General features: G+C 66.5%; 25 protein-coding genes and 1 tRNA gene. 14 read left to right on the top strand and 12 right to left on the bottom strand.

From position 1 onward, the window contains the following. Window positions 1-20 precede the first annotated feature (20 nt). From L0C21_RS10080 to L0C21_RS10060, 5 genes are all read left to right on the top strand, one after another. Window positions 21-1,022, top strand: coding sequence for a spinster family MFS transporter (locus tag L0C21_RS10080; RefSeq protein ID WP_259278228.1), 1,002 nt, complete (start codon window positions 21-23; stop codon window positions 1,020-1,022). After that, the gene (locus L0C21_RS10075; protein WP_259278227.1) at window positions 1,019-1,411 is read left to right on the top strand and encodes an MFS transporter; all 393 of its coding nucleotides are present in this window, start codon (window positions 1,019-1,021) and stop codon (window positions 1,409-1,411) included. Before L0C21_RS10080 ends, L0C21_RS10075 begins: the two co-directional genes overlap by 4 nt. 108 nt (window positions 1,412-1,519) lie before the next feature. Further along, window positions 1,520-2,374, top strand: a complete 855-nt coding sequence (locus tag L0C21_RS10070; RefSeq protein WP_259278226.1) for a DUF599 domain-containing protein — start codon at window positions 1,520-1,522, stop codon at window positions 2,372-2,374. 22 nt (window positions 2,375-2,396) lie between these two features. Next, window positions 2,397-2,696, top strand: a complete 300-nt coding sequence (locus tag L0C21_RS10065; protein ID WP_259278225.1) for a hypothetical protein — start codon at window positions 2,397-2,399, stop codon at window positions 2,694-2,696. Window positions 2,697-2,961: 265 nt separating this feature from the next. After that, window positions 2,962-3,558: an EF-hand domain-containing protein gene (locus L0C21_RS10060; protein ID WP_259278224.1), complete on the top strand. Its 597-nt coding sequence runs from the start codon at window positions 2,962-2,964 to the stop codon at window positions 3,556-3,558. A 216-nt stretch (window positions 3,559-3,774) separates the two neighbouring features. Here L0C21_RS10060 and L0C21_RS10055 read toward each other — a convergent pair. Both L0C21_RS10055 and mtgA read right to left on the bottom strand, forming a co-directional pair. Beyond that, window positions 3,775-3,850, bottom strand: a tRNA-Lys gene (locus tag L0C21_RS10055). 112 nt (window positions 3,851-3,962) lie between these two features. After that, the gene (mtgA, locus tag L0C21_RS10050) at window positions 3,963-4,655 is read right to left on the bottom strand and encodes a monofunctional biosynthetic peptidoglycan transglycosylase (RefSeq protein ID WP_259278223.1); all 693 of its coding nucleotides are present in this window, start codon (window positions 4,653-4,655) and stop codon (window positions 3,963-3,965) included. A gap of 290 nt (window positions 4,656-4,945) precedes the next feature. On the opposite strand from mtgA, the gene L0C21_RS10045 reads away from it, so the two are divergent. Continuing rightward, window positions 4,946-6,730 carry a bifunctional diguanylate cyclase/phosphodiesterase gene (locus L0C21_RS10045; RefSeq protein ID WP_259278222.1) on the top strand — a complete coding sequence of 595 codons (1,785 nt, stop codon included), beginning with the start codon at window positions 4,946-4,948 and terminating at the stop codon, window positions 6,728-6,730. Window positions 6,731-6,792: 62 nt separating this feature from the next. On the opposite strand, the gene rpoH is transcribed toward L0C21_RS10045, so the two are convergent. Beyond that, a complete protein-coding gene (gene rpoH / locus L0C21_RS10040) occupies window positions 6,793-7,701 on the bottom strand; it encodes an RNA polymerase sigma factor RpoH (RefSeq protein ID WP_259278221.1) in 909 nt (302 codons plus the stop codon). A 90-nt stretch (window positions 7,702-7,791) separates the two neighbouring features. Continuing rightward, a complete protein-coding gene (locus L0C21_RS10035; protein ID WP_259278220.1) occupies window positions 7,792-8,757 on the bottom strand; it encodes an RluA family pseudouridine synthase in 966 nt (321 codons plus the stop codon). A gap of 102 nt (window positions 8,758-8,859) precedes the next feature. On the opposite strand from L0C21_RS10035, the gene L0C21_RS10030 reads away from it, so the two are divergent. From L0C21_RS10030 to L0C21_RS10010, 5 genes are read left to right on the top strand one after another with little or no spacing between them, the layout of a single operon-like run. Beyond that, window positions 8,860-9,447, top strand: coding sequence for a LemA family protein (locus tag L0C21_RS10030; RefSeq protein WP_259278219.1), 588 nt, complete (start codon window positions 8,860-8,862; stop codon window positions 9,445-9,447). Then, window positions 9,444-10,301, top strand: a complete 858-nt coding sequence (locus L0C21_RS10025) for a TPM domain-containing protein (protein WP_259278218.1) — start codon at window positions 9,444-9,446, stop codon at window positions 10,299-10,301. The genes L0C21_RS10030 and L0C21_RS10025 overlap by 4 nt, the downstream gene beginning before the upstream one ends. A 13-nt stretch (window positions 10,302-10,314) precedes the next feature. Further along, window positions 10,315-10,929, top strand: coding sequence for a TPM domain-containing protein (locus L0C21_RS10020; RefSeq protein WP_259278217.1), 615 nt, complete (start codon window positions 10,315-10,317; stop codon window positions 10,927-10,929). A gap of 1 nt (window position 10,930) precedes the next feature. Then, a complete protein-coding gene (locus tag L0C21_RS10015; protein ID WP_259278216.1) occupies window positions 10,931-11,410 on the top strand; it encodes a M67 family metallopeptidase in 480 nt (159 codons plus the stop codon). Continuing rightward, on the top strand, window positions 11,397-11,609 hold the full coding sequence (locus L0C21_RS10010; RefSeq protein WP_259278215.1) for a cold-shock protein: 213 nt from the start codon (window positions 11,397-11,399) through the stop codon (window positions 11,607-11,609). Before L0C21_RS10015 ends, L0C21_RS10010 begins: the two co-directional genes overlap by 14 nt. Window positions 11,610-11,694: 85 nt before the next feature. On the opposite strand, the gene L0C21_RS10005 is transcribed toward L0C21_RS10010, so the two are convergent. The 6 genes from L0C21_RS10005 to L0C21_RS09980 all read right to left on the bottom strand — a co-directional run bounded on the left by L0C21_RS10005 (window position 11,695) and on the right by L0C21_RS09980 (window position 20,263). Then, window positions 11,695-12,498 (bottom strand): DUF1134 domain-containing protein, encoded by an 804-nt coding sequence (locus tag L0C21_RS10005; RefSeq protein WP_259278214.1) that lies wholly within the window; start codon window positions 12,496-12,498, stop codon window positions 11,695-11,697. A 134-nt stretch (window positions 12,499-12,632) separates the two neighbouring features. Beyond that, window positions 12,633-13,523, bottom strand: coding sequence for a CHAD domain-containing protein (locus L0C21_RS10000; RefSeq protein ID WP_259278213.1), 891 nt, complete (start codon window positions 13,521-13,523; stop codon window positions 12,633-12,635). 154 nt (window positions 13,524-13,677) lie between these two features. Further along, a complete protein-coding gene (locus L0C21_RS09995) occupies window positions 13,678-14,763 on the bottom strand; it encodes a translocation/assembly module TamB domain-containing protein (RefSeq protein ID WP_259278862.1) in 1,086 nt (361 codons plus the stop codon). A gap of 895 nt (window positions 14,764-15,658) precedes the next feature. Then, window positions 15,659-17,977: a translocation/assembly module TamB domain-containing protein gene (locus L0C21_RS09990; RefSeq protein ID WP_259278212.1), complete on the bottom strand. Its 2,319-nt coding sequence runs from the start codon at window positions 17,975-17,977 to the stop codon at window positions 15,659-15,661. Next, window positions 17,977-19,878, bottom strand: coding sequence for an autotransporter assembly complex protein TamA (locus L0C21_RS09985; RefSeq protein WP_259278211.1), 1,902 nt, complete (start codon window positions 19,876-19,878; stop codon window positions 17,977-17,979). Before L0C21_RS09985 ends, L0C21_RS09990 begins: the two co-directional genes overlap by 1 nt. 175 nt (window positions 19,879-20,053) lie before the next feature. Next, entirely contained in the window at window positions 20,054-20,263 is a 210-nt protein-coding gene (locus L0C21_RS09980) for a hypothetical protein (protein WP_259278210.1), read from the bottom strand. 357 nt (window positions 20,264-20,620) lie between these two features. Between L0C21_RS09980 and L0C21_RS09975 the strand changes: the two genes are divergently transcribed. Then, window positions 20,621-20,803, top strand: a complete 183-nt coding sequence (locus L0C21_RS09975) for a hypothetical protein (RefSeq protein WP_259278209.1) — start codon at window positions 20,621-20,623, stop codon at window positions 20,801-20,803. Between the two features lie 63 nt (window positions 20,804-20,866). Here L0C21_RS09975 and L0C21_RS09970 read toward each other — a convergent pair whose 3' ends face one another. Beyond that, window positions 20,867-21,463, bottom strand: coding sequence for a S24 family peptidase (locus L0C21_RS09970; RefSeq protein ID WP_259278208.1), 597 nt, complete (start codon window positions 21,461-21,463; stop codon window positions 20,867-20,869). A 233-nt stretch (window positions 21,464-21,696) separates the two neighbouring features. Here L0C21_RS09970 and L0C21_RS09965 point away from each other — a divergent pair, with 233 nt between their 5' ends. Both L0C21_RS09965 and L0C21_RS09960 read left to right on the top strand, forming a co-directional pair. Beyond that, complete coding sequence (locus L0C21_RS09965) at window positions 21,697-21,885, top strand: hypothetical protein (protein WP_259278207.1); 189 nt, start codon at window positions 21,697-21,699, stop codon at window positions 21,883-21,885. Between the two features lie 335 nt (window positions 21,886-22,220). Beyond that, window positions 22,221-22,502 (top strand): hypothetical protein, encoded by a 282-nt coding sequence (locus L0C21_RS09960; protein WP_259278206.1) that lies wholly within the window; start codon window positions 22,221-22,223, stop codon window positions 22,500-22,502. A gap of 35 nt (window positions 22,503-22,537) precedes the next feature. Here the strand turns inward: L0C21_RS09960 and L0C21_RS09955 are convergent, their stop codons facing one another. Further along, on the bottom strand, window positions 22,538-24,295 hold the full coding sequence (locus tag L0C21_RS09955) for a sensor domain-containing protein (protein WP_259278205.1): 1,758 nt from the start codon (window positions 24,293-24,295) through the stop codon (window positions 22,538-22,540). Window positions 24,296-24,335: the final 40 nt, after the last annotated feature.

The raw sequence follows: 24,335 nt of genomic DNA, 5'->3' as shown, positions 1-24,335 counted from the left end.
TGCAGCAGGGGGAGAATGCCATGGCCGAGGTGCGAGGAGTCATCGCTGCAGATAAGGCCGATCCAGGTTCTGCAGGGCAGGGGCAGGCGGGCCGGGATGCCTTCTCGCCAAGCTATCGCGCCTACGCGCTATGGCTGCTGCTGTTCATCTACACCCTGAACTTTCTCGACCGCACCATCATCAATATCCTGGCCGAGCCGATCAAGAACGAGCTTGGATTGCGGGACTGGCAGATCGGCATGATGAGCGGCCTTGCCTTCGCGCTGTTCTATACCGTGCTTGGCATTCCCATCGCCCGCCTGGCGGAGCGGCGGAACCGGCCCCTTATCATTGCCGCCTCGCTCGCGGTCTGGAGCGGGTTCAGCGCCCTGTGCGGGCTGGCGCAGGGTTTTGGCCAGCTGGTGCTGGCCCGCATCGGCGTCGGCATCGGGGAGGCGGGGTGCACGCCTGCCGCCCACTCCCTCATCGCCGAGACCACGCCGAGGGAGAAGCGGGCCTCAAGCCTTGCCTTCTACTCTCTTGGCATCCCGCTGGGGTCGCTGGCGGGCATGGCGTTCGGCGGTTTCGTGGCCGATGCCTTCGGCTGGCGCATGGCTTTCGTGCTGGCGGGCGCGCCGGGGCTTCTGCTGGCGCTCGTTGCGGCGCTCAGCCTGAGGGAGCCGCGCAAATACCAGGCGGCGCTAACGGACGCGCCGGGGCAGGACGCCATCTCCTTTCGGGCCGCCATGGCGGAATTGGCGGGCAAGCGCTCCTTCTGGTGGATGGCGATGGGCGCGGCGCTGACGGCCTTCCTAAGCTACGGAAATGGCGCATTCCTGGGTTCCTTCTTCTTCCGCGTCCATGGTCCGCAGTTGGCGGAACTGGCCGAAGGACTGGCGCGCGCGGCTGGCGTCTCCCTCGGCCCGGCCGGGGTTCTGGGACCGGCGCTCGGCCTGCTGATCGGGGTTGCGGGCGGCCTCGGGACCTACATGGGGGGCGCATCGCCGACCGGGCGGCGCGGCGGGACATTGCCGGCTACATGACACTGTGCGCGGTCACGTCGGTACTGGGCGTGCCGTTCATGGTCCTGGCGCTGGTCAGCCACGAGGCGCTGGCGGCGCTGGGCCTGCTCGTCGTGCCGGTGCTGTGTAACGCGGCCTGGTATGGGCCGGTTTATGCTGCCGCCCAGAGCATCGTGCGGCCGCGCACGCGGGCAACGGCGGCAGCGATTCTCCTGTTCATCATCAATCTCATCGGCCTGGGGTTAGGGCCGCTCTGCGTCGGCGCGCTCAGTGATGTGCTGGCTGCATCGGGCCTGGGATCAACCGAGGGGCTGCGCTGGTCTTTGCTCGGTTGCAGCGTGGTTGCCTTCATCGCGGCGGGCTGCTTCTGGCGGGCTCGCATCCCACTCCGGGGCGAAGTGGTGAGCTGACCGCCGCTCCTTAAGCGGCAAGGCTGCTTTGCCCTCTGGCGGGCCACCCCGGTTCATGGCTATGGTCCGATGGGTGTTCATCTGGTGATGGCAGGGAGAGCCGCGTCCGTGTCCCCGTTCGATTTTGTTGCCCTTCTCGTGCTGGTTGCGTCCTGGCTGTTCTATGAGCGGATGCTGCCCATCCTGGTTGGCAAGCGTGGCGCGCTCAACGCCCGCATGGTGCAGATCAGGCGGCTGTGGATGCTGCAGGTGGCACACCGCTCGGTGCGGATCGCCGACGGCCAGTTCATCGGCCACACTCTCAACTCGGCGGCGTTCTTCGGCTCGGCAAACCTCATCGTCATGGCGGCGGTGATTGGCGTGATGTTCGGCGGGGAGTCTGCCTACACCAGCGTTGCCGGGCTGAAGTTCATGCAGGCAGGCAGCCACTGGCTGTTCGAGATCAAGCTGATGGCGGTTATTGTCATCCTGTCTCGCGGCCTCCTCGATTTCGTGTGGTCGATCCGCCAGCTCAACTACTGCCTGGCGGCCATTGGCGCCATGCCCGACAACCCGCCGGACGATCAGCGCCGGATCTGGGGCGTGGCGATCGGTGATCTCATCAACCCGGCCATGAGCACCTTCAGCCGGGGCGTCAGGGGCTACTATTTCTCGCTGGCGGCGGCCGCATGGATGTTCGGCCCCACGGCGCTGCTGCTGGTGACGATCGGGACGGTCAGCATACTGGTGTGGCGCCAGTCGCGCTCCGGCGCGGCGGAAGGCGTCAGCAAGGTCTTTGCGCTGGTGGAGGAAACCATGAAGATGGACCCGCCAACCGGAGCGGCGCCGCAAATTGAGCCGGCGCAAAGTATCGAGGGCCTAACCCCCCGACGACATAGCCCCCCAACGGCACAGGCGCGGCCGGATTGCCATGGGCACGGGGGAGAGTCTAGGCTTTGCCCGCGTTTAACAGACCAATCCTGATAGGGAAAAGAGGGAGGGAAGCATGGCAATCGATGGCCGCTGGTCCGTGACGGTCAGCTCGCCCATGGGGCCGATGGAATCGGAGCTGGAGGTGACGAGCAACGGTGGCTCGCTCTCCGGTACGCAGAAGGCCGGGGGCGACCAGAAGGAGATTTACGGCGGAACGGCAAATGGCGATGATGTTGCCTGGTCGGTGGATATCAGCCAGCCGATCCCGGCCACTCTTACATTCAAGGGGGCCGTCAGCGGCGATGCGCTGCAGGGCAGCGTGCAGGCCGGGGCTTTCGGCTCCTTTCCGTTCACGGGCAGCCGGATCGGCTAACATCCGCAAGAGCGTGGTTTTCCGCGCTTTCTGCAAGACAAGAGGGCGATGGCCGAGAGGGCTGTCGCCCTTTTTGCATCACTCGCCGCTGTCTGGCCGAAGGCCCCTGGAAGACCGGAACTCCCCCTGAACGGTGGCGTTCCAGCAAGACCCTTGATGCGTCCAAGCACCTCAAGGGTCGGCTGGTTATGCCGGGCCGAGACTCGCTGGCCCAGGCGCGCCGTGAATGTTTTGTTCCGAACCTTCAAGCACAGGGTGACTTTCTATGACGCGCAAATCCCTCTGTATGGCCGCTGCCGCTGTTGCGCTCCTATGCGGTTCCAGTGCGATTGCCCAAACCTCCGGCAGTTCCGGCCAATCCGGCAGCATGGGCGAACAAGGCACATCCTCCCAGCAGCCGGGCGGCAGCTCGTCCGGGTCCATGGGCCAGGGCGGCATGAGCGGCTCGCAGGATCAGGGTTCCATGGGCTCCGGTTCGCAGGGGCAGGGCTCGATGGGCGGCTCCGCCTCCCAGGGCCAGAGCGGCATGGAGCAGGGCTCGCAGGGCATGAGCGGCCAGAGCGCCATGCAGGGCAGCTCGGGCCAGCAGTCCGAGATGTTCGCCGCGTTCGACCAAAACAAGGATGGCTCGCTCGACCGGCTCGAATTCTCCCGCGCCATCCAGGTCCAGGGCTCAACCCCGGCGGCCGGTGGCGGCCAGGGCGGCCTGCCGTCCGGCAGCACGCCGCGCGGTGACCGGGCCATTTCGCCGCTGAACCAGACGAGCGCGGATTTCCAGCGCGCCGACACCAATGGCGACGGCAAGGTCTCGCAGGACGAGTTCTCGAGCTTCTCGCCGCAACAACAGCAACAGCAGCAGTAAGCGGCACCCCGGCGTGCGCCGGCCATAGTGATGCGTGTGCGAACAGAAGGCTCAGGACGCCGCCCGCAGCCTCGCGGGCGGTTGTCCTGCCGGTCTGTTGGCTATGCTGACTTGCTGTTTGCGGCACAGGGGCGCCGCGAACGGCAGCGCCGGATTCGGCCCGGAAAATTCGCCTGGCAAATTCGGTGTTCTTGCCGGCCGGATGTGAGGAAAGGTTGGTGAGCCCAGATGGATTCGAACCATCGACCTACTGATTAAAAGTCAGTTGCTCTACCGACTGAGCTATGGGCTCCCTCGCGGGTCGCGCCGGAACATAGGGAGAGGCCGCCCTCCGGTCAACCATCGGATTGTGTAAAATATCCTTATCCCGAGCAGGGACCGGCAGATGACTTGCCGGCTGCAACTCAGGGAAGCTGAAGGCAGCCGCTCATTTCCCGCTGCACAAAGGGCATGACGCGCCGCACGGCGCGGGCTTTTCGCGCAACGCCCCGCGGCAGATGATCGGGCGACCAGCGACGCGGCGCGGGCAGAATGGAAGCAAGCCTTGCCGCTTCCGTGCGGGTGAGGCGGGCGGCGCCCTTGCCGTAGTAGTAATGGGATGCCGCCTCGGCCCCGTAGACGCCTTTTCCCCATTCCACGATGTTGAGATAGACCTCGAGAATGCGCTGCTTGGGCCAGGCCGCCTCGATGAGGACGGTGAAATAGGCCTCCAGCGCCTTCCGGGCCCAGGAGCGCGCGGGCCACAGGAACGCATTCTTGGCCACCTGCTGCGAGATGGTTGAGCCGCCGCGCAGGCGCCCGCCATCCATGTTGGCCTTCATTGCCTTCGAGATGGCCTCGAAATCAAAGCCGTGATGGTTGCAGAAGTTCTGATCCTCGGCGGTCATGGCGGCATAGGCGAGGCGGGGCGAGATGTTCTCGATCGGCACCCAGTCGCGCCGCACGGTCTCGCCCGCCGCCCAATCGCGGATCATCAGGGAAGTGACGGGCGGATTGATCCAGCGATAGGCCAGAACCCACAGACAGGTGAGGGCAACCCACACGACCGCTGCCCGGATGAGCCACGAGAAAAGCCGCGCTAGAAAAGACTTCAACACACGCCGGAACCCATTCATTTGCTCGCAACGCCGGATGCAACAGACCCGGCCGTGGCAGGGACAGTGCCTCCGGGCGGCATGACTTGCAATGGCTGGGTTAAAGGGCGTTGGGCCAGGGCGCGGCAACGCCTGTTGCGGGCAATCCGCGCGCGGCGTGCCGGGATTCGTTAATTTTCAGAAATCTCTTGTTTTTCGCACATTTAAAACAGCGTAAATCATCCGTTTACTATTAAATTCTAATAAGCCGCAGCACAATAAGGCAACAATCGCTGTGCGGTGTGGGGGCAACAATGCTGACTGGCCATTGGGAGCAGGTACTCCAGACCCTGGACTATGGCTTCCAGCCGATCGTCGACAGCCAGAGCGCGGTTGCCTACGGCTATGAGGCATTGCTGCGGAACGTGCCGGCGGCTGGTTTCAGCCACATCAACGACCTGTTTGATGCGGCCTATGCCGATGGTGTTCTGGTAGAGCTGGAAACCGGGCTGCGACAGCGGGCTGTCGAGAAGTTCAGTCGCCTGCCCTTCGCCCGGCGGGTGAAGCTGTTCCTGAATGTCGATAATCGCATCTTCGAAAACGGCAACGGGCGCATCGACCATACGGTGGATGGGCTGTTGGCGGCAGGGCTGCTGCCGCACATCCTGTGTATCGAGTTGTCCGAGCGGCATGGCGTCGACGAGCCCGAGCGGTTGCAGCGGGGGTTGGGCAGCGGCCAGTGCGAACGGCTGCGGATTGCCGTGGACGATTTCGGCCAGGGCTTCAGCGGCCTCAAGCTGCTCTATGACTGCCAGCCGGACATCATCAAGATCGACCGGTTCTTCATCCACGGCGTAGCGGCAGATCCGCGCCGACGCCTGTTCGTCACCAAGATCGCGGAGTTGGCGCGCTCGCTCGGGGTGCTGGTCGTTGCCGAGGGCGTGGAGCGGGACGAAGACCTGAAGGTCTGCCGCGATATCGGCTGCGACCTGATTCAGGGCTACCTCGTCGCCCGGCCTACGACGGACCTGACCGAATTGCGGTTGAGCTATGAAGACGTAATGGAGCAGGCCGCCAGACGCGCGAGCCGCAGTTCGCTCGCCGAGCAGGTGTCGTGCGCGCTGGCGCCGCTGCGGCCCGTTGAGGACACGGCAATGATTCCGGAGGCTCTGGCCCTGTTCGCGGAGGGGGAGACGGCAGTGCCGGTGATCGATGCGGCCGGAGAGCCTGTGGGGCTGATCCGGGAGCGGGATATCAAGCCCTTCCTCTATGCCCCTTACGGCCGGATCCTGCCGGCCGGCGAGGTGGCGCAGGGCTCCGTGCTGAAGGTGATGTCGCGCTGTCCGGTGGTGGATATCGCCGGGCCGGTTGACGAGATTCTCAACAGCGGCGTGGCGGCGGAGGACCCGGACGGCATCATCGTGGCGCAGGGAGGGCGGTATCTGGGGTTCCTCTCCGCGCGGGCGCTGGCTGGCATCCTGGCGGAGCGCGACGTGGCGATTGCCCGCGACCAGAACCCGCTGACCGGCCTGCCCGGCAACCGGGCGATCCTTGATTTCCTGCGCGACGCCCTGGCGGACGATGAGGGTGCCTATGTGGTCGTCTACCTCGACTTCGACCACTTCAAGCCGTTCAACGACACCTATGGCTTTGCCCAGGGAGACCGGGTCATCCAGCTGTTCGCCAACCTGCTGCAACAGCATTGCGGCGGCGCGCATGCGATGGTGGGCCATCTGGGCGGGGATGACTTCGTGGTCGGGTTCGCTGGCATGGCGACGGCAGCCGTGCAGGGGTACATCCTCTCCCTGCTCGCCCATTTCCAGCTGGAGGCGGAGAGATTCTACCATCCGGCGGACCGCAAGCGCGGCGGCCTGTTGGCGCACGACCGGGATGGAGCCGAGCGTACCTTCCCCCTGTTGCGGGCGTCAGCCGTCATGCTGAGCCTGCCGCCGGGCCGGCCGGCCCTGACCGAGGATGCGGTGATGCAGGCCCTCACGCTGGGCAAGAAGGCGGCCAAGCGCAGCGCCAGCGGCTTTGCGGAGATTACGCCGGACAGCGCTGGAGACAGTATCCGGCTGCACGAGCCGGAACCGGTCTGAGGGGAGGGAAAGCCGGAAGGGGGCGCGCTCTGCCGCCCCCCGGCCTTATTCCAGCCTGGGCCTTATTCCACCGCCAGCTGCTGTTGCTGTGTTTCCACCACCTTCCGCATGGCCTTCTGCACCTTCTCGAAGGCGCGCACCTCGATCTGGCGGATACGCTCGCGGCTGACGTTGTACTCCTTGGAGAGGTCGTCCAGCGTGGCGGGCTCATCCTTCAGGCGGCGTTCGGTGAAGATGTGGCGCTCGCGGTCGTTCAACTCTTCCATCGCCGTCAGGAGCAGCTGGTGGCGCATGTCCGCCTCCTCACGCTCGGCGACGATCTCGTCCTGCTGGGGCGTATCATCCGCCAGCCAGTCCATCCACTCGCCGCCATCGCTGTCCTGACGCAGCGGCACGTTGAGCGAGGTGTCGCCGCCCATGGCCATGCGCCGGTTCATGGAGACCACATCGTCCTCGCTCACCTGGAGGGTGGTGGCGATCTGCTTCACATCGTCCGGGTGCAGGTCGCCTTCCTCCACCGCCTGCAGCTTGCCCTTGAGGCGGCGCAGGTTGAAGAACAGCTTCTTCTGCGAGGCGGTGGTGCCGATCTTCACCAGCGACCACGAGCGTAGGATGAATTCCTGGATGCTGGCCTTGATCCACCACATGGCATAGGTGGCGAGGCGGAAGCCCTTGTCCGGATCGAACTTCTTCACGCCCTGCATCAGGCCGATGTTGCCCTCGGCGATGAGCTCCGACAGCGGCAGTCCGTAGCCCCGGTAGCCCATGGCGATCTTGGCGACAAGGCGCAGATGGCTGGTGACCAGCTTGTGTGCGGCCTTGGAATCCTCGTGCTCGACCCAGCGTTTGGCGAGCATATATTCTTCTTCGGCCGTCAGCAGCGGGAACTGCCGGATCTGCTGAAGATAACGGGAGAGCGATGCTTCACCCGTCAAGGCCGGAACGGTCGCTGGCGTTGTATTGGCGGACATGGTGCCTTCACTCTCTTGTTTCATCATGACTCTACGACCGTTCTGTTCCTTGGAACAAGCAACGAACCGGCGAAAAGACTGTTTCCATATTCAGCGATCATCCCCCAAGGCTGCGATGAGCTGACGCATATCTTCCGGCAACGGACTTTCGAAATGCATCGTCTTGCCCGTGATTGGGTGGACGAACCCCAGCACTCCGGCATGAAGCGCCTGACGGCGGAATTCGAGCCGATCGAGAATGGATTTTATCCGCGACTTGCGGCCGGCCCGGCCATAGGTCGGGTCGCCGAGCAGGGCATGGCCGATGGAAGCCATGTGGACGCGCACCTGGTGGGTGCGCCCGGTCTCCAGCCGGCACTCCACCTGGGCGGCGTCCAGCCCCAGGGGGCGAACCACCCGGTAGTGGGTAATGGCATGGCGACCGCGCCCATCGCTGACAATGGCCATCTTCTTGCGGTCGTGGACCGAGCGGGCCAGCGCCCCCTCGATCCGCCCGGCGCTGGGCTGGGGAATGCCGCCGACGACGGCCGTGTAGACCCGCTCCACCGTGTGGGCGGCGAACTGGCGGGAGAGATGCTCGTGGGCCGGATCGGTCTTGGCAACCACCAGGAGGCCAGAGGTGTCCTTGTCGATACGGTGGACGATGCCGGGGCGCGCCACCCCGCCGATGCCGGACAGGCGGCCGTGGCAGTGGTGCAGCAGGGCATTGACCAGCGTGCCATCCAGATTGCCCGCCGCCGGGTGAACGACCAGCCCGGCGGGCTTGTCCACCACCAGCAGGTGGTCGTCCTCGTAGACGATGGCGAGGGGGATGTCCTGCGCCTCCGCCTCCGCCGGGCGCGGGGCCGGAACGGTGATGGCGTAGTTCTCGCCCGCCTTCACCTTGAGGGAGGGATCGCGTACGGCAACGCCGCCACGGGTGACTTCCCCTGTGCTGATGAGCGCCTTGATGCGTTCCCTGCTCAGCGTGGTCAGGCAGAGGGCAAGGGCCCGGTCCAGCCGGAATCCTGCGTTCTCTGGCGCGATGTCAACGTAATGAATATGCCCCGTGGTCATGATAGGCATAGTTAGGGAGCCCATGGTCAAGATGTAAGAGGTCTTGTCAAACGCTTGTGGACTATCCACTTTTTGGCAGACGGCTGTGTGCAGGAGGCATGAATGAAGAAGCTTCGGCTGGGTGTGGTGCTTGGTGGGGCCCTGTTGCTGGCAGGATGCGGCATCAATGATGTTCCAACCAAGGGCGAGGCGGCCTCCGCTGCCTGGGCCGAGGTGCAGAACCAGTATCAGCGTCGCGCCGACCTGGTGCCCAACCTCGTCGAGACCGTGCGCGGCTATGCCAAGCACGAAGAAGGCACCCTGACGCAGGTGATGGAGGCTCGCGCCAAGGCCACGAGCGTGACCCTCAACGCCGACGACGTGACCGACCCGCAGAAGGTGGCCGCCTTCGAGCAGGCGCAGGCCGAGCTGTCGCGCGGGCTTGGCCGCCTGCTGGCGGTGGCGGAGAACTACCCCGACCTGAAGGCGAACCAGAACTTCCTGGCGCTGCAATCGCAGCTGGAGGGCACGGAGAACCGCATTGCTGTGGCCCGGCGCGATTATATCCAGGCGGTGCAGACCTATAACCTCGAGTTCCGCAAGATCCCCGACAAGTGGGTGACATCCGTCTTCCACGGCGAGGCCGAACCGATGACGCCGTTCCAGGCGAACCAGGAAGCCCAGACCGCGCCGAAGGTGAGCTTCCAGTGAGGACAGGGCCCAAGCCGGTGCGGATGCGCTTCTGGCTGGCGGTTTGCCTTGGCCTGATGGCGAGCCTTGCCGTCGGGACGGGCGCGCCGCTGCCCGCTGCCGCGCAGCAGGCGGAGAGCACGGCGAACCAGAAGCTGAGCTTCCCCCGCCTGACCGGCCGTGTGGTGGACGAGGCCAACATCCTCAACCCTGAGACCGAGGCGCAGATCAGCACGATTTCCGCCGGGCTGGAACGGCAGACCACCGATCAGCTGGTGGTGGTGACGCTGGCGAGCCTGCGCGGCCGAGAGATCGAGGACTATGGCTATCAGCTGGGCCGCCACTGGGGGATTGGTCAGAGCGGCGAGGCTGGAGGCAACAAGCCCAAGGATAACGGCGTCCTCCTCATCGTCGCGCCGAACGAGCGCAAGGTGCGAATCGAGGTGGGCTATGGCGCGGAAGGCCGCCTGACGGACGCGATCTCCAGCGTTATCATCAACCAATCGATCCTGCCGCGCTTCCGGGCGGGGGACTATGCCGGCGGCATCCTGCGGGCGACGCAGGACATCACGCAGGTGCTGGGCGGAGACGCCGCGCCGTTCGAGCAGATGGCGGAGCGCCGGGCCGATGAAGGCCACACCGGTATTTCCATCGGCGGCATCATCATGTTCTTCTTCATCTGGCTGTTCATCTCCCGCCTTGTCGGCCGAGGCGGACGTCGTGGCCGCGGCTCCGCAGCCGCCGCGGCCCTGCCGTGGATTCTGATGAGCGGCGGCCACAGGGGCGGCGGCTTCGGCGGTGGTGGATTTGGCGGCGGCGGCTTTCGCGGGGGCGGCGGCTCCTTCGGCGGCGGCGGCGCGTCGGGCGGCTGGTAGCGGGAGGCTGGGGATGCCAAACCTGTCTGAAGCGGATCTGGCGCGGATCGAAGCGGCGGTCGAGGAAGCCGAGAAGGCGACGGCGGCGGAGATTGTCTGCGTCGTCACCAAACAGTCGGAAGACTTCCGGCTGCTGGGCGTTGCCTGGGCGGCGGTGCTGTCGCTGGCGGTGCCGTGGGTGCTGCTGCTGGCGACACCCTGGCCGGTGACGGCGCTGCTGGTCTCCCAGATGGTGGTCTTCCTCCTGCTGGCGCTGCTGCTGACGCAAACACCCGCGCTTCTTTGGGTGGTGCCGAAAGGCTGGGCGCGGCGAGAAGCGGCGCAGGCGGCGCGGGAGCAGTTCCTGCTGCACGGGATGCACCGTTCGCCCGAGCGGATGGGCGTGATGCTCTACGTGTCGCTGGCCGAACACTATGCGGAGATCCTGGCCGACGTGGGGCTGGAGGATCGGGTGGATGCCAGCGTATGGAGGGATGCCATCGATGCGCTGGCAACAGCGGCGAAGGCCGGAGGCGTGACCGACGGCATCGTGGCGGCCATCGAGCACTGCGCGCCCGCGCTGGCGGTGGCGGCCCCGGTGGGCGAGGAAGGGGGCAACGGACTTTCCAACCGCCCCATCATCATCTGACATGCCGCACCAGGGGGAGAAACTGGCGGCGGTGGCGCTGAGCCCCGCCCAGCGGCAAGCCATCCTTGCCGAGGCCGTGGCTGCGGGAACACGGGAATGCTGCGGGCTGCTCGTTGGTCGCCGGGACGGTGATCTGGCGCGGGTCATCGCCGTTGTGCCCGCTCGTAACGTGGCGCGGGAACCGGAGCGCTTCTTCGAGATCGACCCCAGGCTGCTCATCGCCACCCATCGCGCGGCGCGGGAGGCGGGGGAGACCATCCTCGGCTGGTACCACTCTCACCCGCGCGGCGACGTGCTGCCATCGGAGTGCGACGCGGCCCACGCCGTGGAGGCCGGGAAGGTGTGGCTGGTGGTCGCCGGCGGCGCGATCGGCGCCTATGTCGCGGAAGAGCGGGGCGTCGTCGCAGGGCGTTTCCGGCCGTTGCCACTTCAGGTTATAAGCCCGCCAGAGACAGAGGAGTCCGGCAATGGCAACCGGTGAGGTGAAGTGGTTCAACCGCAAGAAGGGCTTCGGGTTCATCCGCCCCGACTATGGCGTGCGGGACGTGTTCGTGCATGTCTCTGCTCTCCAGCGGTCCGGCGTCAGGGCGCTGGATGAAGGACAGCGGGTGGAGTTCGAGTTGACCCAGCTGCAGGATGGCCGCACGGCGGCGCTGGGCGTGCGCCTGCTCGAGGCGTGATATCCGGCCTTGCGGGCGAACCGAACAGACAAACAAAAAGCCCCGGCCGTTTGGTCCGGGGCTTTTTCGTTGGGATGCGGCCGCCTCAGAAGGGCAGGTAGCGCCGCTCCTTGGTGTAGTTGATGTAGCCCATGTTGGCGCCGAGCCGCCAGCCTGCGCCAAGGCGCACCGGCACGATGATGACATTGTCCCGCTGGTGGTAGCTCACCGTGAAGCCGCCGATGACATAGACCTTGCCCTCGATCGCCGGATAGCGGCGGAACAGGTCGTTGGTGTCGTAGAGGTTGTAGATTAGGGTGAAGCTCTTGCTCGCGTCGCCGCCCACATCCGGGCCGATGGACGGGCCGGTCCAGTGGACGGGCATCTGGCCCTCGACCTTATGGTAGAGGGTGCCGTTGCCGTAGCGCACGCCAACGATGAAGGCGCCGCCGCCTTCCTGGCCAACGATGTAGGCGTTGGGGCGGCCCTGTTCGGCGAAGATCTTCTCGATGACCTCGCCCACCTTTTCCGCGCCCTGGCCAAGCGCATCGGAGGCGGCCGTCAGCACCGATTCCTGATCGTAGGTGTTGTCGTCCGTCTGGCTCGGGTTCGCGGCGCCGGGCGCGGCCGCCGTGCTGGCGGCAGGGGCGGCCTGCTGGGGCGTCTGAGCTGGGGCTGTTTGCGTTGGGGTTGTCTGCTGGGGCACCAGAGGCGTTGGCGCGTTCGTCGTGGGCGCGGCAGCGGCAGGCGCTGCGGTGGCTGCCGGAGGCTGGTCCGGCAGCGGCGTCTCGACAACCGCGCCCTGGCTCTGGGCCTTGACGGCCGGGGCGGGAACCGCCAGCCCGATCCCAAGGGCGAGCGCCGGCACGGTGATGCCGAGGACAGACAGAGCAAAACGGCGAGACTGCATGGTTGACCCCGTTTCGAATGGTTAAAGGCGTAACGTTGTCCGCACAGTGATATGGCCGCGCTGCGAAATCAACAACGAGGCGGGGTAGAACCGTTCAAAACGCGAAAGGACGTGATCCCGCTGCGGTGGCCTGATTAGGCGTCCCGCAAGGCCTGGAGCCGCTCGGGCAGCCGGAATTCCTCGATCGCCCGCAGGAGCGGCGCGATGACGGCGGGAAACCGGACGACCAGCGCATCGCGGGCGTGCGCTTGGCGGGCAGCGTAGGCCTCCAGTGGCTCCCGCAGCGCGGAGCCCTGACGCACACGGAAGCGACGGATGCGGGCGATCACGTCGCACTGGACGGTAAGATCCTGAATTTGCCCGAACCAATCCTGCAGATGATGCAGCTCGGCATGGATGGCGGCGAACCACACGGCGGTCTCCCGCGCCGGAAGCAGCTCCAGCGTGTAGCGCAGGTTCCGCAGCAGCTTCCGCAATTCATGCAGCGGTTCGTGGCCGAGAAGATTTTCCGGCTCGGCCGTTACCAGTTGCAGGCGCACCAGCAACTGCCGGGCGCGGCGGGCGGCGGCGCGCTCCAGATCGGCCGTATCGAGCGAACGGCTGTGGGCGACGGCCTCGGCCAGCCGCTCCTCCAGAACATCCATGCGGCCAGAGGAGAGCCCTGTGCGTACGAGGGACAGCGCCTCGGCCCGTTCGGCGGCAAGGCATGGCGCGATGGCGCGCCACAGCTCGGGCGGGCAGGTGGCGGCCATGTGCTCCGCCGCGACATCAAGGTCGCGCACGGTGCCGAGCAGGCGGGCGAGCCAGCGCATGTCGTCCACCAGCGCGCGGGTGAGGGTGAGACCCAGGTGCGGGCTGCCCGCGCGGATGGCCGCTCGGGCGCGCCGGATGGCCAGCCGCTCGGCATGGGCATAGTTTTCGGGCGTGCCGGCGGCCAGGCCCGCCGTGCCGTGCGCCAGCGCATCCCGAACGCGGATCAGGGCGCTTGTGAGGTCAGCGTGTGCGGCAACGGCCTGGTCTGTCATGATACTCCGTGTCCGGGTAAAAGTTGGCCGGTCTCCCCCTTAAGGAGTGTCCGGCAAATTTTCTCGGAAATGCCGCCGTGGCGATCTCGCGCGGGAGTATAACCTCCTCGCGCCGCCCTTGGGCATCCCTGATCGTGTGGCATTTAAATATACTTTAGTAGTCGCGTGACCACTTCAAGCTGACGTTCGTGCTGCCGAGCGTTGCGATCTGCGACAGCAGGCTGAGCGTGCGCGTCAGGTCGATCTCAATGAGCGTTGCGGTATAGCCGCGCCCGTCGGTCGCCACTTCCAGATAGATCTTGTCGTTGATGTACTTGCCGCCCGAGAAGGTGGTGCCGATGCCCTTGTCGCGGTCGCCCGGCATCACGCGCAGCCGGTCGATACCCACCGCCTTGCCGACGCGGCCGATGATGTTGAGATCAGCGTCGCCGCCGCGCAGCGCCGCCAGCGCCGCGCCCAGCTGCACGGCCTCGGTGGCCGACAGGTTGGGAACGCTTGCCCCGAACAGCAGGCGGGAGAGCACCTCCTCCTGCGGCAGGCGGGGCGTGGAGTTGAACGTCACCTCCGGCCGGCGCGCGGTGCCCTTGATCTCGATCATCACCGTGGTGTTGTCGAGCGAATGGGTGGCGACGATATCGAGGATCGGGTCGGGCGGGTTCTCGCCGCGCAGGATGATCTGGCCGCGGTCGAGGTCAAAGTCGCGCCCTGAAAACTCGTAGGTGCCGCGCACCAGATCGAGGCGCCCGACCAGCGACGGCGTGGTGGTGGTGCCCCTGACGCTGAGGGTGCCCCGCCACTCGGAGTGGAGGCCCATGCCCTCCAGCATCACCTCGTCCGGCGCGGTGATATCGAGGTTGAGCTTGAACGGCTGCACGGCCGGGCGGCGCAGGTCCGCCGCCTGCTTGAAGGCAAGACCGCCCACTTCCTCGTAGGCGATGCGCGGCACTGGATTGACCGCCGCGTGGTTTCCCATCTGCAGGCGCGCCTGGGTGACGCGCAGCTGGCCTTCAAGGAGGCCGCCCTCCCGCCCGTGGGTGAGGCGGACCTTGCCCGTGGCCCAGGCTTGAATGTCATCGCGCCGCATGATGACGGCCCGGTCGAGCGTGACGCCGATATCGGCGGGGAAGCGCCGCTCGGCCGACAGTTCCATCCAGCCCGTGGCGGTGACGTGGCCGATGCGCCCCGCCGCGCCGCCAAACCGTACGATATCGAGGCGGGGGCCCTTGAACACGGCCTCCATGTCGATGCCGGTGACGCGCAGGCCGGTGGCGAGGTTTTCGTAAGTCGCGCCGGTGGAGCGGATGTTGCCCGCGATGTCCGGGTTGCCCAGCGTGCCGCCGAGCCGCGCGCGGATGACGGCGGGGCCGGTGATTTCGTGCGCCTCGATGCCGGTGAGCGCCCACAGGGCATCGGCCCGGCCATTCCAGGCGATGCTGCCGGTCAGCGGCACGGACCGCCAGTTGGCAGGCAGGAGAGAGCCGTTGCGGTATTCCAACGGCTCCAGCGAGAGATTGACCGTGCCGGAGGTCTTGCCGCTTTCGGCTGCCGTCAGGGTGGCCGTGGCCTGGCTGCCGTTAACGCGTGCCCGGATTCGCATGCCAACCGGGGCGGAGCGGCCGATGAGCCCGGCGCGGTGCAGGTCCTGAATGGTGAGGTCGGCAGTGGCGGTGGGCAGGCGGCCCTCAGCCCACGCGTAGGCGGCTGTGCCGCTGAGGCGGCCATCAATGCCCGTGCCGGGGCGCACCAGTTCCAGCGCCAGGGCGCTGATCTGCTTGGCGGTGACGTTGACCCGGCGCTCGCGGGGCGTCCACACCGCGTCCAGCCCGAGCGTGCCCCGGCCCAGCGCCAGTTCGGTGGGGGAGAGAAGCCAGCCGCCGCCCGGCGCGATGGCGATATCGGCGGGACGGGTGAGGCGCACGGGCGCGCCCGCGATGTGGCCCTCGCCGGTGACGCGCACGGCGGCGGGGGTGAGATCGGCCGTGCCGTCGAAATCAAACGGCGCACCGCGCTCGCCCTTCATGGTGAGACGCAGGCGCGACCCATTGCCCTGGCGCAGGCTGGTGAGGGCGAACTGGTCCAGCCGCAGGGTGGCGGTGGCGGCCTGCTCCAGCCGGAAGCTGCCGGTAAAGCCGGGGTCATCCGGCGACAGGCGCAGCTGGCCCTTGGCGGTGAGCCGGTCGATGGCAAGGCGGCTGACCGGCTCGCCCAGCCGCACGGAGCGGCCGGTGATATCGAGGTTGGCGACGCTCGGCCCCGGCGTGCCCGGCAGGGCGATCGTGCCGGAGAGGCCCCCGCCCGAGAGGGCGAGCTGCCCCCTGCCAGGGTCCGCCCCGCGCCTGGGAGAGCGCGCCGCCAAGGCCGATGTTGCCGAGCTGAAGGGTAAGATTTCGCAAATTCACGCCCCCCTGCACCGTCACATCCGTGCCGCCCGAAAGCGGGCCGAGGGAGGAGGAGCCGAAAAGGGCGAGGCGGAACCGCTCCAGCCGGTCGGAGCGGCCGGTGAGGCGCAGCCCGGTCAGCCGTTCCGGCCCGATGGCGGCCTCGGCCAGCCGGGCGTCGAGGTCGACGTGATAGTCGGGAAGCTGGCCGGAGGCGGTGAGCGTCACCTGCGCCGGGCCCTGGGCGGTGGTGACGAACAGGCCGTTTTCCAGCGCGGAGAGAGGGCCGGTCATGCGGCCCGAGACAATGCCGCCCGGCGCGATGGCAAAGACGCCCTGAAGCTGGAGGGCGCTGCCGGCAAAGCGCAGGTCGGGGAGGCGGAAGACGCCGTCCTGTCCGCGCGTGACGGAGGTGGTGATACGGGCCTCTTGCCCGATCATGGCGCGCACGGGGCGGCTCAGCGGCTCCAGCGGGCGGGTCTGGGCCGTGCCGGCGATGGTGGTGCGGCTGGCGAAGCTGTGCCCGGCGAAGACCAGCTTCGCATCGAGCGCACCGCGCGCGATGGTGGGAAACTCGATGCGCTCCAGCGCGCCATCGACGGCGAGACGGTATTCCTGCGTGCGAAAGTTGACGAAGCCGCTGAGCTGCGCGCGGGAATTGGGACCGCGCAAGGTTCCCTTTTCCAGCGTGAGGCGGGGGCCGGGCAGGCGGGCGCTCATGCGGCCGGTAACGGTGGCCCCAGCAAGGCGCGGGCCCAGAATGTTGCCGACGCCGGTGACACGGGTGATGCGGCCCTCGAAGGGCATGTCGGCAAAGGAGCCGGGCTGTGGTCGCAGCGTGAGGGAAAGGCCGCTGAGCGTGATTCTCTTGCCGAGGTAAAGGGCATCGGCGTGGCCGACGGCGCGCAGCTTCGGGTTGCGGACCCCGCCTTCGGCCGTGAGCCGCGCGGTGATGGGGGTGGAGCGAACCCGAGGCACCAGCGCGCCGAGGTCGGTGAGACGCGCCGTGGCGGCGGTTTCGCGCAGCGCGCCGCTGCGAATGCCGACGCGGCCTTGCCCCGCCATTTCAAACACGGAAGACCGCAGGGAGAGTTTGGTATCGGCCTCGCCCCCGCGCACGGCGGCCTCAAGGCTGAGCGCGCCGTTGCCCTTGAGCAGGCGCTGCAGGAGCTTGGGCAATTCCGGGGCGGGCAGGACATCGCCGGTAAGGCGGAAGCGGCCATTGTCGGCGGCGAGGGCAAGGGCGGCGAGGGGCGCGGTGCCGTAGGTCGCATCGAGCTTGCCGCGCCAGCGCGCCCAGCTGCCATCGCCCTTGACGGTGAGGGCGAAGCCGTGACGGGTGCCGAGATAGCCGGCCAGCGCGCCCCTGGCGGGCGCGTTGATGCGGGCGTTGAGGTCGAGCACGTCCTCTTCCGGCGCGATGGTGACGGCGAGGGCCAGCTGGTCCGCGCTGTTGGTGCCGCCGATGTTGAGAACAGCCGTGGCGGTGCGCTGGGTCAGGCGCAGCCGGCCGTTGGCGGTGAGCACGAACCGCTCGCCCGCCGCTGCCTTTTCCAGCACCAGCTGGCCCACCCGCAAGCGGCTGACGTTGAGGTTGATGTCGGGCAGAAGCGGCCGGTCTTCCCCGGTGGGGCGGAACACCGGGCGGCGCTCGATGACGACGGTCTCGGCGCGCAGCGTGCCGATGTTGACGTGGCGCTGCATCAGGTCCCACGGCCACCAGCGCATGGAGACGGACGGAATGTGCGCCCACTGGCCCTTGGTGTCGCGCAAGCTGACATCCACGGCGGTCAGGTGGCCGAACAGCGAGCCGCGCAGGCTGCCGACCTCTACGGAAAAGCCGGACTTTGTGTCGAGGCCGGCCAGTTGGCGGGCGAGCCAGTGGCGGCCGGGGTTGGTATCGAGCCAGGCGACGGCGAGCGTGCCGAGCAGGCCAAGGAGAAGAAGAAGGGCAATGCTTCCAAGGATGAGGCGCCTTGTCCACCGCAGCCAGCGCCGCCTTCGCCGGGCCGGGGGCGTATCGGGCGCGCCGCGCGGCGCTTCCACGATCGCTTCCGAGGTTTCGGTATCCGCCATCAGAAGCTTTGGCCTATGCTGACGTAGAGGAGAAACCGGCTCTCCCCCGACTGTCGGTCAAGCGGCGTTGCGAAGTCAACGCGGATGGGGGCGAAGTCGGTGTAGTAGCGCAGGCCCAGCCCCGCGCCCCAGCGGTAATCATCAAAGGACGGCGTGGCGCTGGTGTGCACCGTGCCGCCATCCACGAAGCTGACGATGCCGAAGGTGGGACTGAAGCGCCAGCGCAGCTCCACGTTGGATTCGATAAGCGACTTGCCGCCAAGCGGCTGGCCCCTGGCATCCTTGGGGCCGACCTCCTGATAGCCGAAGCCGCGAATGGAACCGCCGCCGCCCGCGAAGAAGCGGCGGGTGGCGGCGATGCGGTCGCGTCCCGCGCCCCAGATGGAGCCCACATGGCCGCGCGCGGCGAGCACGAAATTGGCGTCGTCATCCAGCGGCCAGTAGTAGCTGGCCCCCGCATCGGCGCGCATGTAGGTGAAGACGCCGTTCTGCTCCGACAGCTCGGGCGAGACGAAGCCGAAGACGCGCAGGCCGCGGGTGGGATCGAACAGATTGTCGGTGCCGTCGAAGTTGACCGACACGGGAGCGGAGAGCAGCAGATAGGTGCGGTTGCCAAGCGCATCCTCGATCTTGGCCAGCTCGGCTTCCGCATGGGCGGAGTAGACCCAGCGCTTCTGCCATTTGGGGCCGGTCTCCCGCTCCAGGCCCGCGCTCACCTCGATGCGGTGGGTCTCGTAGGCATCGGGGGTTTCGTGGGCGGCCTGCACATGGGCGACCAGCGACTGGTCGCGTCGGCGGAAGTTGAAGCGCTGGATATCGGCTCGGGCCAGCTGCTCCTCGGTGCCGAGGCGGCCGAGCAGGGTCAGCCGCTCCTCGTGGCCGAACAGGTTGCGATGCTGCCACGAGACCTCGCCGCGCGCGCCGGATTCGGTGCCGTAGCCGAGGCCGAAGCTGATGGTGCGGTTGCGGGCGGGCTCCAGATGAACCCGGATGGGGGCGGTGGCCTGCGCGGCGTCAGCGGGCGTGCCGGCGGGCAGGTAGGGCTCCACGATGGCCTGGGAGAACAGGCCGGTGGCGAGAATGGCTTCGCGAAAATCCTCCAGCTTGCGCTGGTCGTAGGGATCGCCGGGCTTGAAGCGGGCAAGGCTGGCCACGTGCTTGGGGGTGAGCACGGGTGTGCCGCCCACCTCGATGGCGCCGAACCGCGCCTTCGGCCCTGGCGTCACCGGCAGGGTGTAGAACACCGTGCGGCTGTCGTGATCGACAACGACCCGGCGCTCGCCCAGCTGGACGAAGGGATAGCCGCGCTGGGGCAGCTCCTGGCGCAGCCGCGCCTCGGCGGCGAGGATGTCCGTGATGGAGGCGGGGTCGTCTGGCTTGAGGCGGGCGATCTCCTGCACCAGCGGCTGGAGATCGGCGGGCGCATTCAGGGCGACGCTGGCGAAGCGGTAGCGCGGACCGGGGGCGACCGAGAGGGTGACGACCAGCAGCCGGTCATCTCGGTCGCTCTGCCTCTCGGCGCGGGCGGTGGCGGCGGTGACGCGGGCGGCGAAATAGCCTTCCGCTTCCAGCAGCTGTTCGGCAAGTGCCGTATCCTCGGCGATGCGGCGGCGAATCTGGGCCAGGCTGTCCGCCGCCTCGTTGCGGTTGGCCCAGAGGGTGGAAAGTTCCTTCAGCCGCGCCTCAAGGCCCAGCGGCTCGAACCCCTTGAAGGCCACGGTATAGCGGCGGGTGCCATCCTCGGCCGGAGCGTCTGCGGGCGCGGTGTCGGGCGCAACAGCGGGCGTATCGTCGCCCGGCGGGGGCGCGGGCAGGGGATCGGGGGAAAGCGGGTCGGCGGTGGCAAGGGCAGGGGCCGTCATGGCCAGCAGCGCGCTGCCGGCAAGACCCGCCCAAGCCATTCTGGATACCTTAGCCCCCCACCTCATTCGTATTGGTCTACCCGATCCTGCGCCAGAGAACAGGGGTTAATGGCGCAGGCGGCGGCAGCCAGCCTTGGCGGCACGATTAAAGGAAGGAAATTGCAGAAGCGGAACGCGACGCGGCGGAGAGCCCTCGCCCCCTGTCTGGCAGACCCTAGTGGAGTTCGCCCATCGGGTCTTCGAGCTGGAGGACCTGGATGGCGTGCTCGACGGCGCGCCAATGAAGGAACATCTGGTCGTTGCCGCAGGCGCGGCTGTAATCGGCCTGGCCTGCGGCTTCAAGGATGGCGTCCTCGCCGTGCCAGCGGATCAGGTGCTCTGCCACCTTGTAGGCCGAGATGTCGTAAATGGTTAACCGTTGCATTCCCAGCTCCGATCGTTCGGATCTTCCCGCCCCCTTGGCAATGCCTTGGGTTTCAGCCCCGGACGAAGGCTCATGCCTTGCCCGGTATGAGTTCGAGTGTTCTTCCTTTTTGGTTGGCAAAAGGTTTACGGCCCGACCCCTAAAAGCGGCCTGTAGCACAATCACGAGGGCAGAATTGTCCCGTTTCGCTTCCGCACAATCGTCTTGTCTTGTTTTCTGGAGTTAATGAGGCCAGATGAACACAATGGCGCCGGTCAAAACTTTTTGGCCGGCGCTTCTTCCATTTCTTGCCGTGTCGCGTTTTCCGGGGGCACAGGTGCAATCGCGCTGCCGGGACGTGAATGAAGGAGAGGTGCAATGAAGCCTGTCGCCGGTGGCGTGTGGATCTTTCTCGGGGTGGTGATCGGCATCATTGTCGGATGGTTCGCCAGGCAGCCCAGCCTTGGTCTTGTCGGCGGCCTGGTGGTCGGCCTTGCCGTTGCCGCTTTCGTGACCATCCGCGATCTGCGGCGCGAAAACCGCGACGGCCCTGGAAAATAAGAAAAAAGGGGCGCCTGTAGCGCCCCTTATCTTATGGTCTGTGCAATTAATTGCACGCTCCGCCTAAAGGCGGCGGCCCACCCAGACGACCCGGCCGAGGATATCCAGCGACTCGGACGGGCAATCCTCCCACGATGAATAGCTCGCGTTGTCGCAACTGACCCGCACCCGCTTGGTGGTCGGGTTGACGGACAGGCGGCGAATGAGGATCGACTCGTCCGTCCTGAGCACGAACACGCCATCGCGCAGGCGACGGTCCGCCGTGTCGACGAGAATGTGGTCCCCCTCCGTCAGGGTGGGGTACATGGAATCCCCCTCGATCCGCAGGACCGACAGCGCCTCGACGCCATCCGAGGCGATGGACTTGGCCCATTGCGCCTGGAAGGCAAGGGCGCTCTCCGGCCCGCTGGCCGGGGTGGCGTCGGTGGGCGTGATCTGACCATCGGGCGTCAGATGCGGCACAAGCACATAGTCGCGCGAATCACGCACCAGCTGCGGCTCGTTGTGAACGGCGCGGCCAATGGGGCCCGGAGGGCCGCCCAGCTCCTGCTCCGACACGCCGAAATGGGCCGCAAGCCTGCGCCGGTCGTCCTCCGCCAGCTTGCGGGGCACGCCACGCTTGACGAACTGCTGAATGTAGGTGGGATTGCGCCCCAACATACGCGAAAGGGACGCGTAGTCGTCCCCCCCGTTCCTGGATCAGACGATCCAGCGTCTGCCGAACGGACTCAGTATCCATTGTATCCACCCCTTGTTGTCTCCCGCGCCAGCGGCGCGATTCAGACCAAAAAGCGCTCTCCTGCCCTATCAATATAGGATTTGCCCTAGACAACAACAGGAATATGCCCTAGATAGGTAAAAACCTATAAACGTAGGAGAGGATAGGCAAAGCCATGGAGACGACGATCTTGACGGCTATCGAGGCGCTGCTGCGGACCAAGGGGATCGCGCCATCCCGGTTCGGGCGGGCTGCGCTGAACGATCCGCGCCTGGTGTTCGACCTGCGCCGGGGGCGGCAGCTGACGCCGGCCAATGCGGGGCGAATCCGCGCTTGCCTTCAACGCCTTGGCGCCGAGGGCTGAGAGGGTGCGCGCGCCTGGCGCTGAATTGTCGAAGAATGGTCACAGCTTTGAGAAAATCGAAGCTGTGGAATGCAATGGTCATTGCAATAATAAATTCAAATTTGCAATTGATTGGTTGCTGAGCACTGTAACTCGTTCCCGAGTTGGTTTCTGCTTTGTTAATCTGATTAATTTACTTGTGTTGGCGGCCTGCCAGTCGAGCCGCTGCGGGTCGTTCCGTTCTAGCTTGAATAGATTTGATTTAACTTCTGTTTATCTTCTCAAAGCCGTCCTGCGCCAACGTGGATCGGCGTGGCTCCCGTGGGCGGTTTCTATTTCAATTGGGGGAACTGCACATGATGCTGACTTGGCGGGATGTGGCCGGTGGACTGCCGGAACCCGAGGTGCCGACGCCAACGGAGGGATGGGCGACGCGGTTCTTCGAGACGCCCTTGATGCTGAAGAGCCGGGGCGAGCGGCAGGCGCTGGACAGGCTTGCCCGCAAGCTGGGGGAACAGGACGCCGTGCTGGCCTTGCGCGATGCGAACGGCGTCTGCACGCCATGCCGGCTGATCCGCATGGCAGGGGAGGCACGTGTCGTGCTGGAGTTCGCGGTGGTAAGCTCCGCTCCGGCCTGACGGTCGGGCCCAGGTCCGGCGGGCAGGCGCCGGACCTAGCGGGCCGGGCTCAGCTGGAAGGAGGCGCGCACGAAGTCCGTGCTTTCGATCGCCGACAGGCCGCGGGCGAACAGGAAGCCCTGGCCCTGCTGGCAGCCGAGGGAGCGCAGGGTGTCCGCCAGCTCGGTGGTCTCGATGCCCTCGGCGACCGTTTCCTTGCCCAGATTCCGGGCGAGCGTCAGGATGACATTGACGATCTTGTAGTTGTCCTGGACCGCCAGCATGTCGGTGATGAAGGAACGATCGATCTTCAGCACGTCGATGGGGAAGCGCTGGAGATAGCTGAGGGACGAGTAGCCGGTGCCGAAGTCATCAAGCGCCAGGCAGATGTTGAGGTCCTTCAGCTGGCGCAGCACCTGGTTGGCGAGATCGGGGTTCTCGACCAGGGCGCTCTCGGTGATCTCCAGCTTGAGCCTGTCGCCGGGCAGTTCGGCGCGGGCCAGCGCATCGGTGACCACCTTGGCGAGGTTGTCGCGCGCGAACTGGATGCCCGAGACGTTGACGCCCATGGTGAGGTGGTCGGCGGCCGGGCCGAAGCGCGTCCGCCATTCGCTCAGCTGGCGGCAGGCCTCGCCCAGCGCCCATCGGCCGATAGGAATGATGAGACCGGTTTCCTCCGCCAGCGGAATGAACTCGGCAGGCGAAACGTAGCCGCGGTCCTTGTGCTTCCAGCGGGCCAGGGCCTCAAAGCCCATGAGGGAGCCGCTCTGCAGGTCGATGAGCGGCTGGTAGTGCAGCTCCAGCTCCTCCCGGTCAACGGCCTTGCGGAGGTCGTTCTCCAGCCGGAAAAGGCTGCGCGCCCGGCGATGCAGGTCGTCGTGGTAGACTTCCGTATGCGCGCCGCCGCGGGACTTGGCCTGGTGCATGGCAAAGTCCGCGTCGCGCAGCAGGGTGTCGGCATCGCAGCCCGAGGTGCGGGTGGAGGCGATGCCGATGCTGATGCTGGTGAACAGTTCCTGGTTGGACACCAGGAAGACGGTGCTCATCTCGCTGTGGATGCGGGCGGCGACGGTCAGCGCCTCGTCGAGGTCCTCGATTTCGCGCATCAGGATGGCGAACTCGTCGCTGGCGAGGCGCGCCACCGTGTCATCGGGCCGGGAGCAGGTCAGCAGGCGCCGGCCGATGGCGATGAGCAGTTCATCGCCCGACACATGGCCCATGCTCTCGTTGATGAGCTTGAAGCGATCGACGTTGATGATGAGAAGCGCGGTCTCCTTGCCCAGCGTGCGCTCGGCGGAGCTGACGGCCTGCTCCACGTGATCGGCGAACAACACCCGGTTGGGCAGGCCGGTGAGGCTGTCGTGCGTCTCCAGGTGCTGGCGCTGGCGATCGGCGGCCTTCTCGCGCGTGCGATCGGTGAAGGAGGCGAGAACCTGCGTCACCTTGTTGCCGGCAGTGGCAATGGGATGAAACTCAAGGAAGAAATGGCGATCGTGCGGCGCTTCGCGGTACTGCCAGTCAAAGGTGATGACCTTGCCGGTCTCGAAGCAGGTTCGCAGGTGCCGGACGGCCTTGGTATCGGTGCCGATGCTCAGCAGCGCCTCGCAGTGCATTCCAAGAGCCGCATGGCGGCGCATATCGAACATCCGCTCGAAGGCCTTGTTGGCCATGCGGCAGACGATCTGGCCATCCGGGTTCATCTGGTAAACCTGGATGCCGATGGGAAGGGCATCGAGAATGGGCTGAACCTCCCCGAAATGCGAGGATAGGGCGTGCAGAACCGAATCGCCGGGTCTTGCACTGACTTGCGCCAACGATTGCGATACTGCTGCCACGCTCGTTTTAGCCCATGTT

The organism is Pedomonas mirosovicensis, assembly GCF_022569295.1.
Taxonomy (GTDB): Bacteria; Pseudomonadota; Alphaproteobacteria; order Sphingomonadales; family Sphingomonadaceae; genus Pedomonas; species Pedomonas mirosovicensis.
Note: the sequence above shows the minus strand (reverse complement) of the source record. Positions and strands in the feature narration are given on the sequence as shown.

Bases quoted from the DNA above. Each gene is read 5' to 3' on its own strand.
- L0C21_RS10080 (WP_259278228.1), top strand. From the start codon at position 21: ATGGCCGAGGTGCGAGGAGTCATCGCTGCAGATAAGGCCGATCCAGGT.
- L0C21_RS10075 (WP_259278227.1), top strand. From the start codon at position 1,019: ATGACACTGTGCGCGGTCACGTCGGTACTGGGCGTGCCGTTCATGGTC.
- L0C21_RS10065 (WP_259278225.1), top strand. From the start codon at position 2,397: ATGGCAATCGATGGCCGCTGGTCCGTGACGGTCAGCTCGCCCATGGGG.
- L0C21_RS10060 (WP_259278224.1), top strand. From the start codon at position 2,962: ATGACGCGCAAATCCCTCTGTATGGCCGCTGCCGCTGTTGCGCTCCTA.
- L0C21_RS10045 (WP_259278222.1), top strand. From the start codon at position 4,946: ATGCTGACTGGCCATTGGGAGCAGGTACTCCAGACCCTGGACTATGGC.
- rpoH (WP_259278221.1), bottom strand. From the start codon at position 7,701: ATGTCCGCCAATACAACGCCAGCGACCGTTCCGGCCTTGACGGGTGAA.
- L0C21_RS10035 (WP_259278220.1), bottom strand. From the start codon at position 8,757: ATGACCACGGGGCATATTCATTACGTTGACATCGCGCCAGAGAACGCA.
- L0C21_RS10030 (WP_259278219.1), top strand. From the start codon at position 8,860: ATGAAGAAGCTTCGGCTGGGTGTGGTGCTTGGTGGGGCCCTGTTGCTG.
- L0C21_RS10020 (WP_259278217.1), top strand. From the start codon at position 10,315: ATGCCAAACCTGTCTGAAGCGGATCTGGCGCGGATCGAAGCGGCGGTC.
- L0C21_RS10015 (WP_259278216.1), top strand. From the start codon at position 10,931: ATGCCGCACCAGGGGGAGAAACTGGCGGCGGTGGCGCTGAGCCCCGCC.
- L0C21_RS10010 (WP_259278215.1), top strand. From the start codon at position 11,397: ATGGCAACCGGTGAGGTGAAGTGGTTCAACCGCAAGAAGGGCTTCGGG.
- L0C21_RS10005 (WP_259278214.1), bottom strand. From the start codon at position 12,498: ATGCAGTCTCGCCGTTTTGCTCTGTCTGTCCTCGGCATCACCGTGCCG.
- L0C21_RS10000 (WP_259278213.1), bottom strand. From the start codon at position 13,523: ATGACAGACCAGGCCGTTGCCGCACACGCTGACCTCACAAGCGCCCTG.
- L0C21_RS09995 (WP_259278862.1), bottom strand. From the start codon at position 14,763: ATGGAGGCCGTGTTCAAGGGCCCCCGCCTCGATATCGTACGGTTTGGC.
- L0C21_RS09990 (WP_259278212.1), bottom strand. From the start codon at position 17,977: ATGGCGGATACCGAAACCTCGGAAGCGATCGTGGAAGCGCCGCGCGGC.
- L0C21_RS09985 (WP_259278211.1), bottom strand. From the start codon at position 19,878: ATGGCTTGGGCGGGTCTTGCCGGCAGCGCGCTGCTGGCCATGACGGCC.
- L0C21_RS09980 (WP_259278210.1), bottom strand. From the start codon at position 20,263: ATGCAACGGTTAACCATTTACGACATCTCGGCCTACAAGGTGGCAGAG.
- L0C21_RS09975 (WP_259278209.1), top strand. From the start codon at position 20,621: ATGAAGCCTGTCGCCGGTGGCGTGTGGATCTTTCTCGGGGTGGTGATC.
- L0C21_RS09970 (WP_259278208.1), bottom strand. From the start codon at position 21,463: ATGTTGGGGCGCAATCCCACCTACATTCAGCAGTTCGTCAAGCGTGGC.
- L0C21_RS09965 (WP_259278207.1), top strand. From the start codon at position 21,697: ATGGAGACGACGATCTTGACGGCTATCGAGGCGCTGCTGCGGACCAAG.
- L0C21_RS09960 (WP_259278206.1), top strand. From the start codon at position 22,221: ATGATGCTGACTTGGCGGGATGTGGCCGGTGGACTGCCGGAACCCGAG.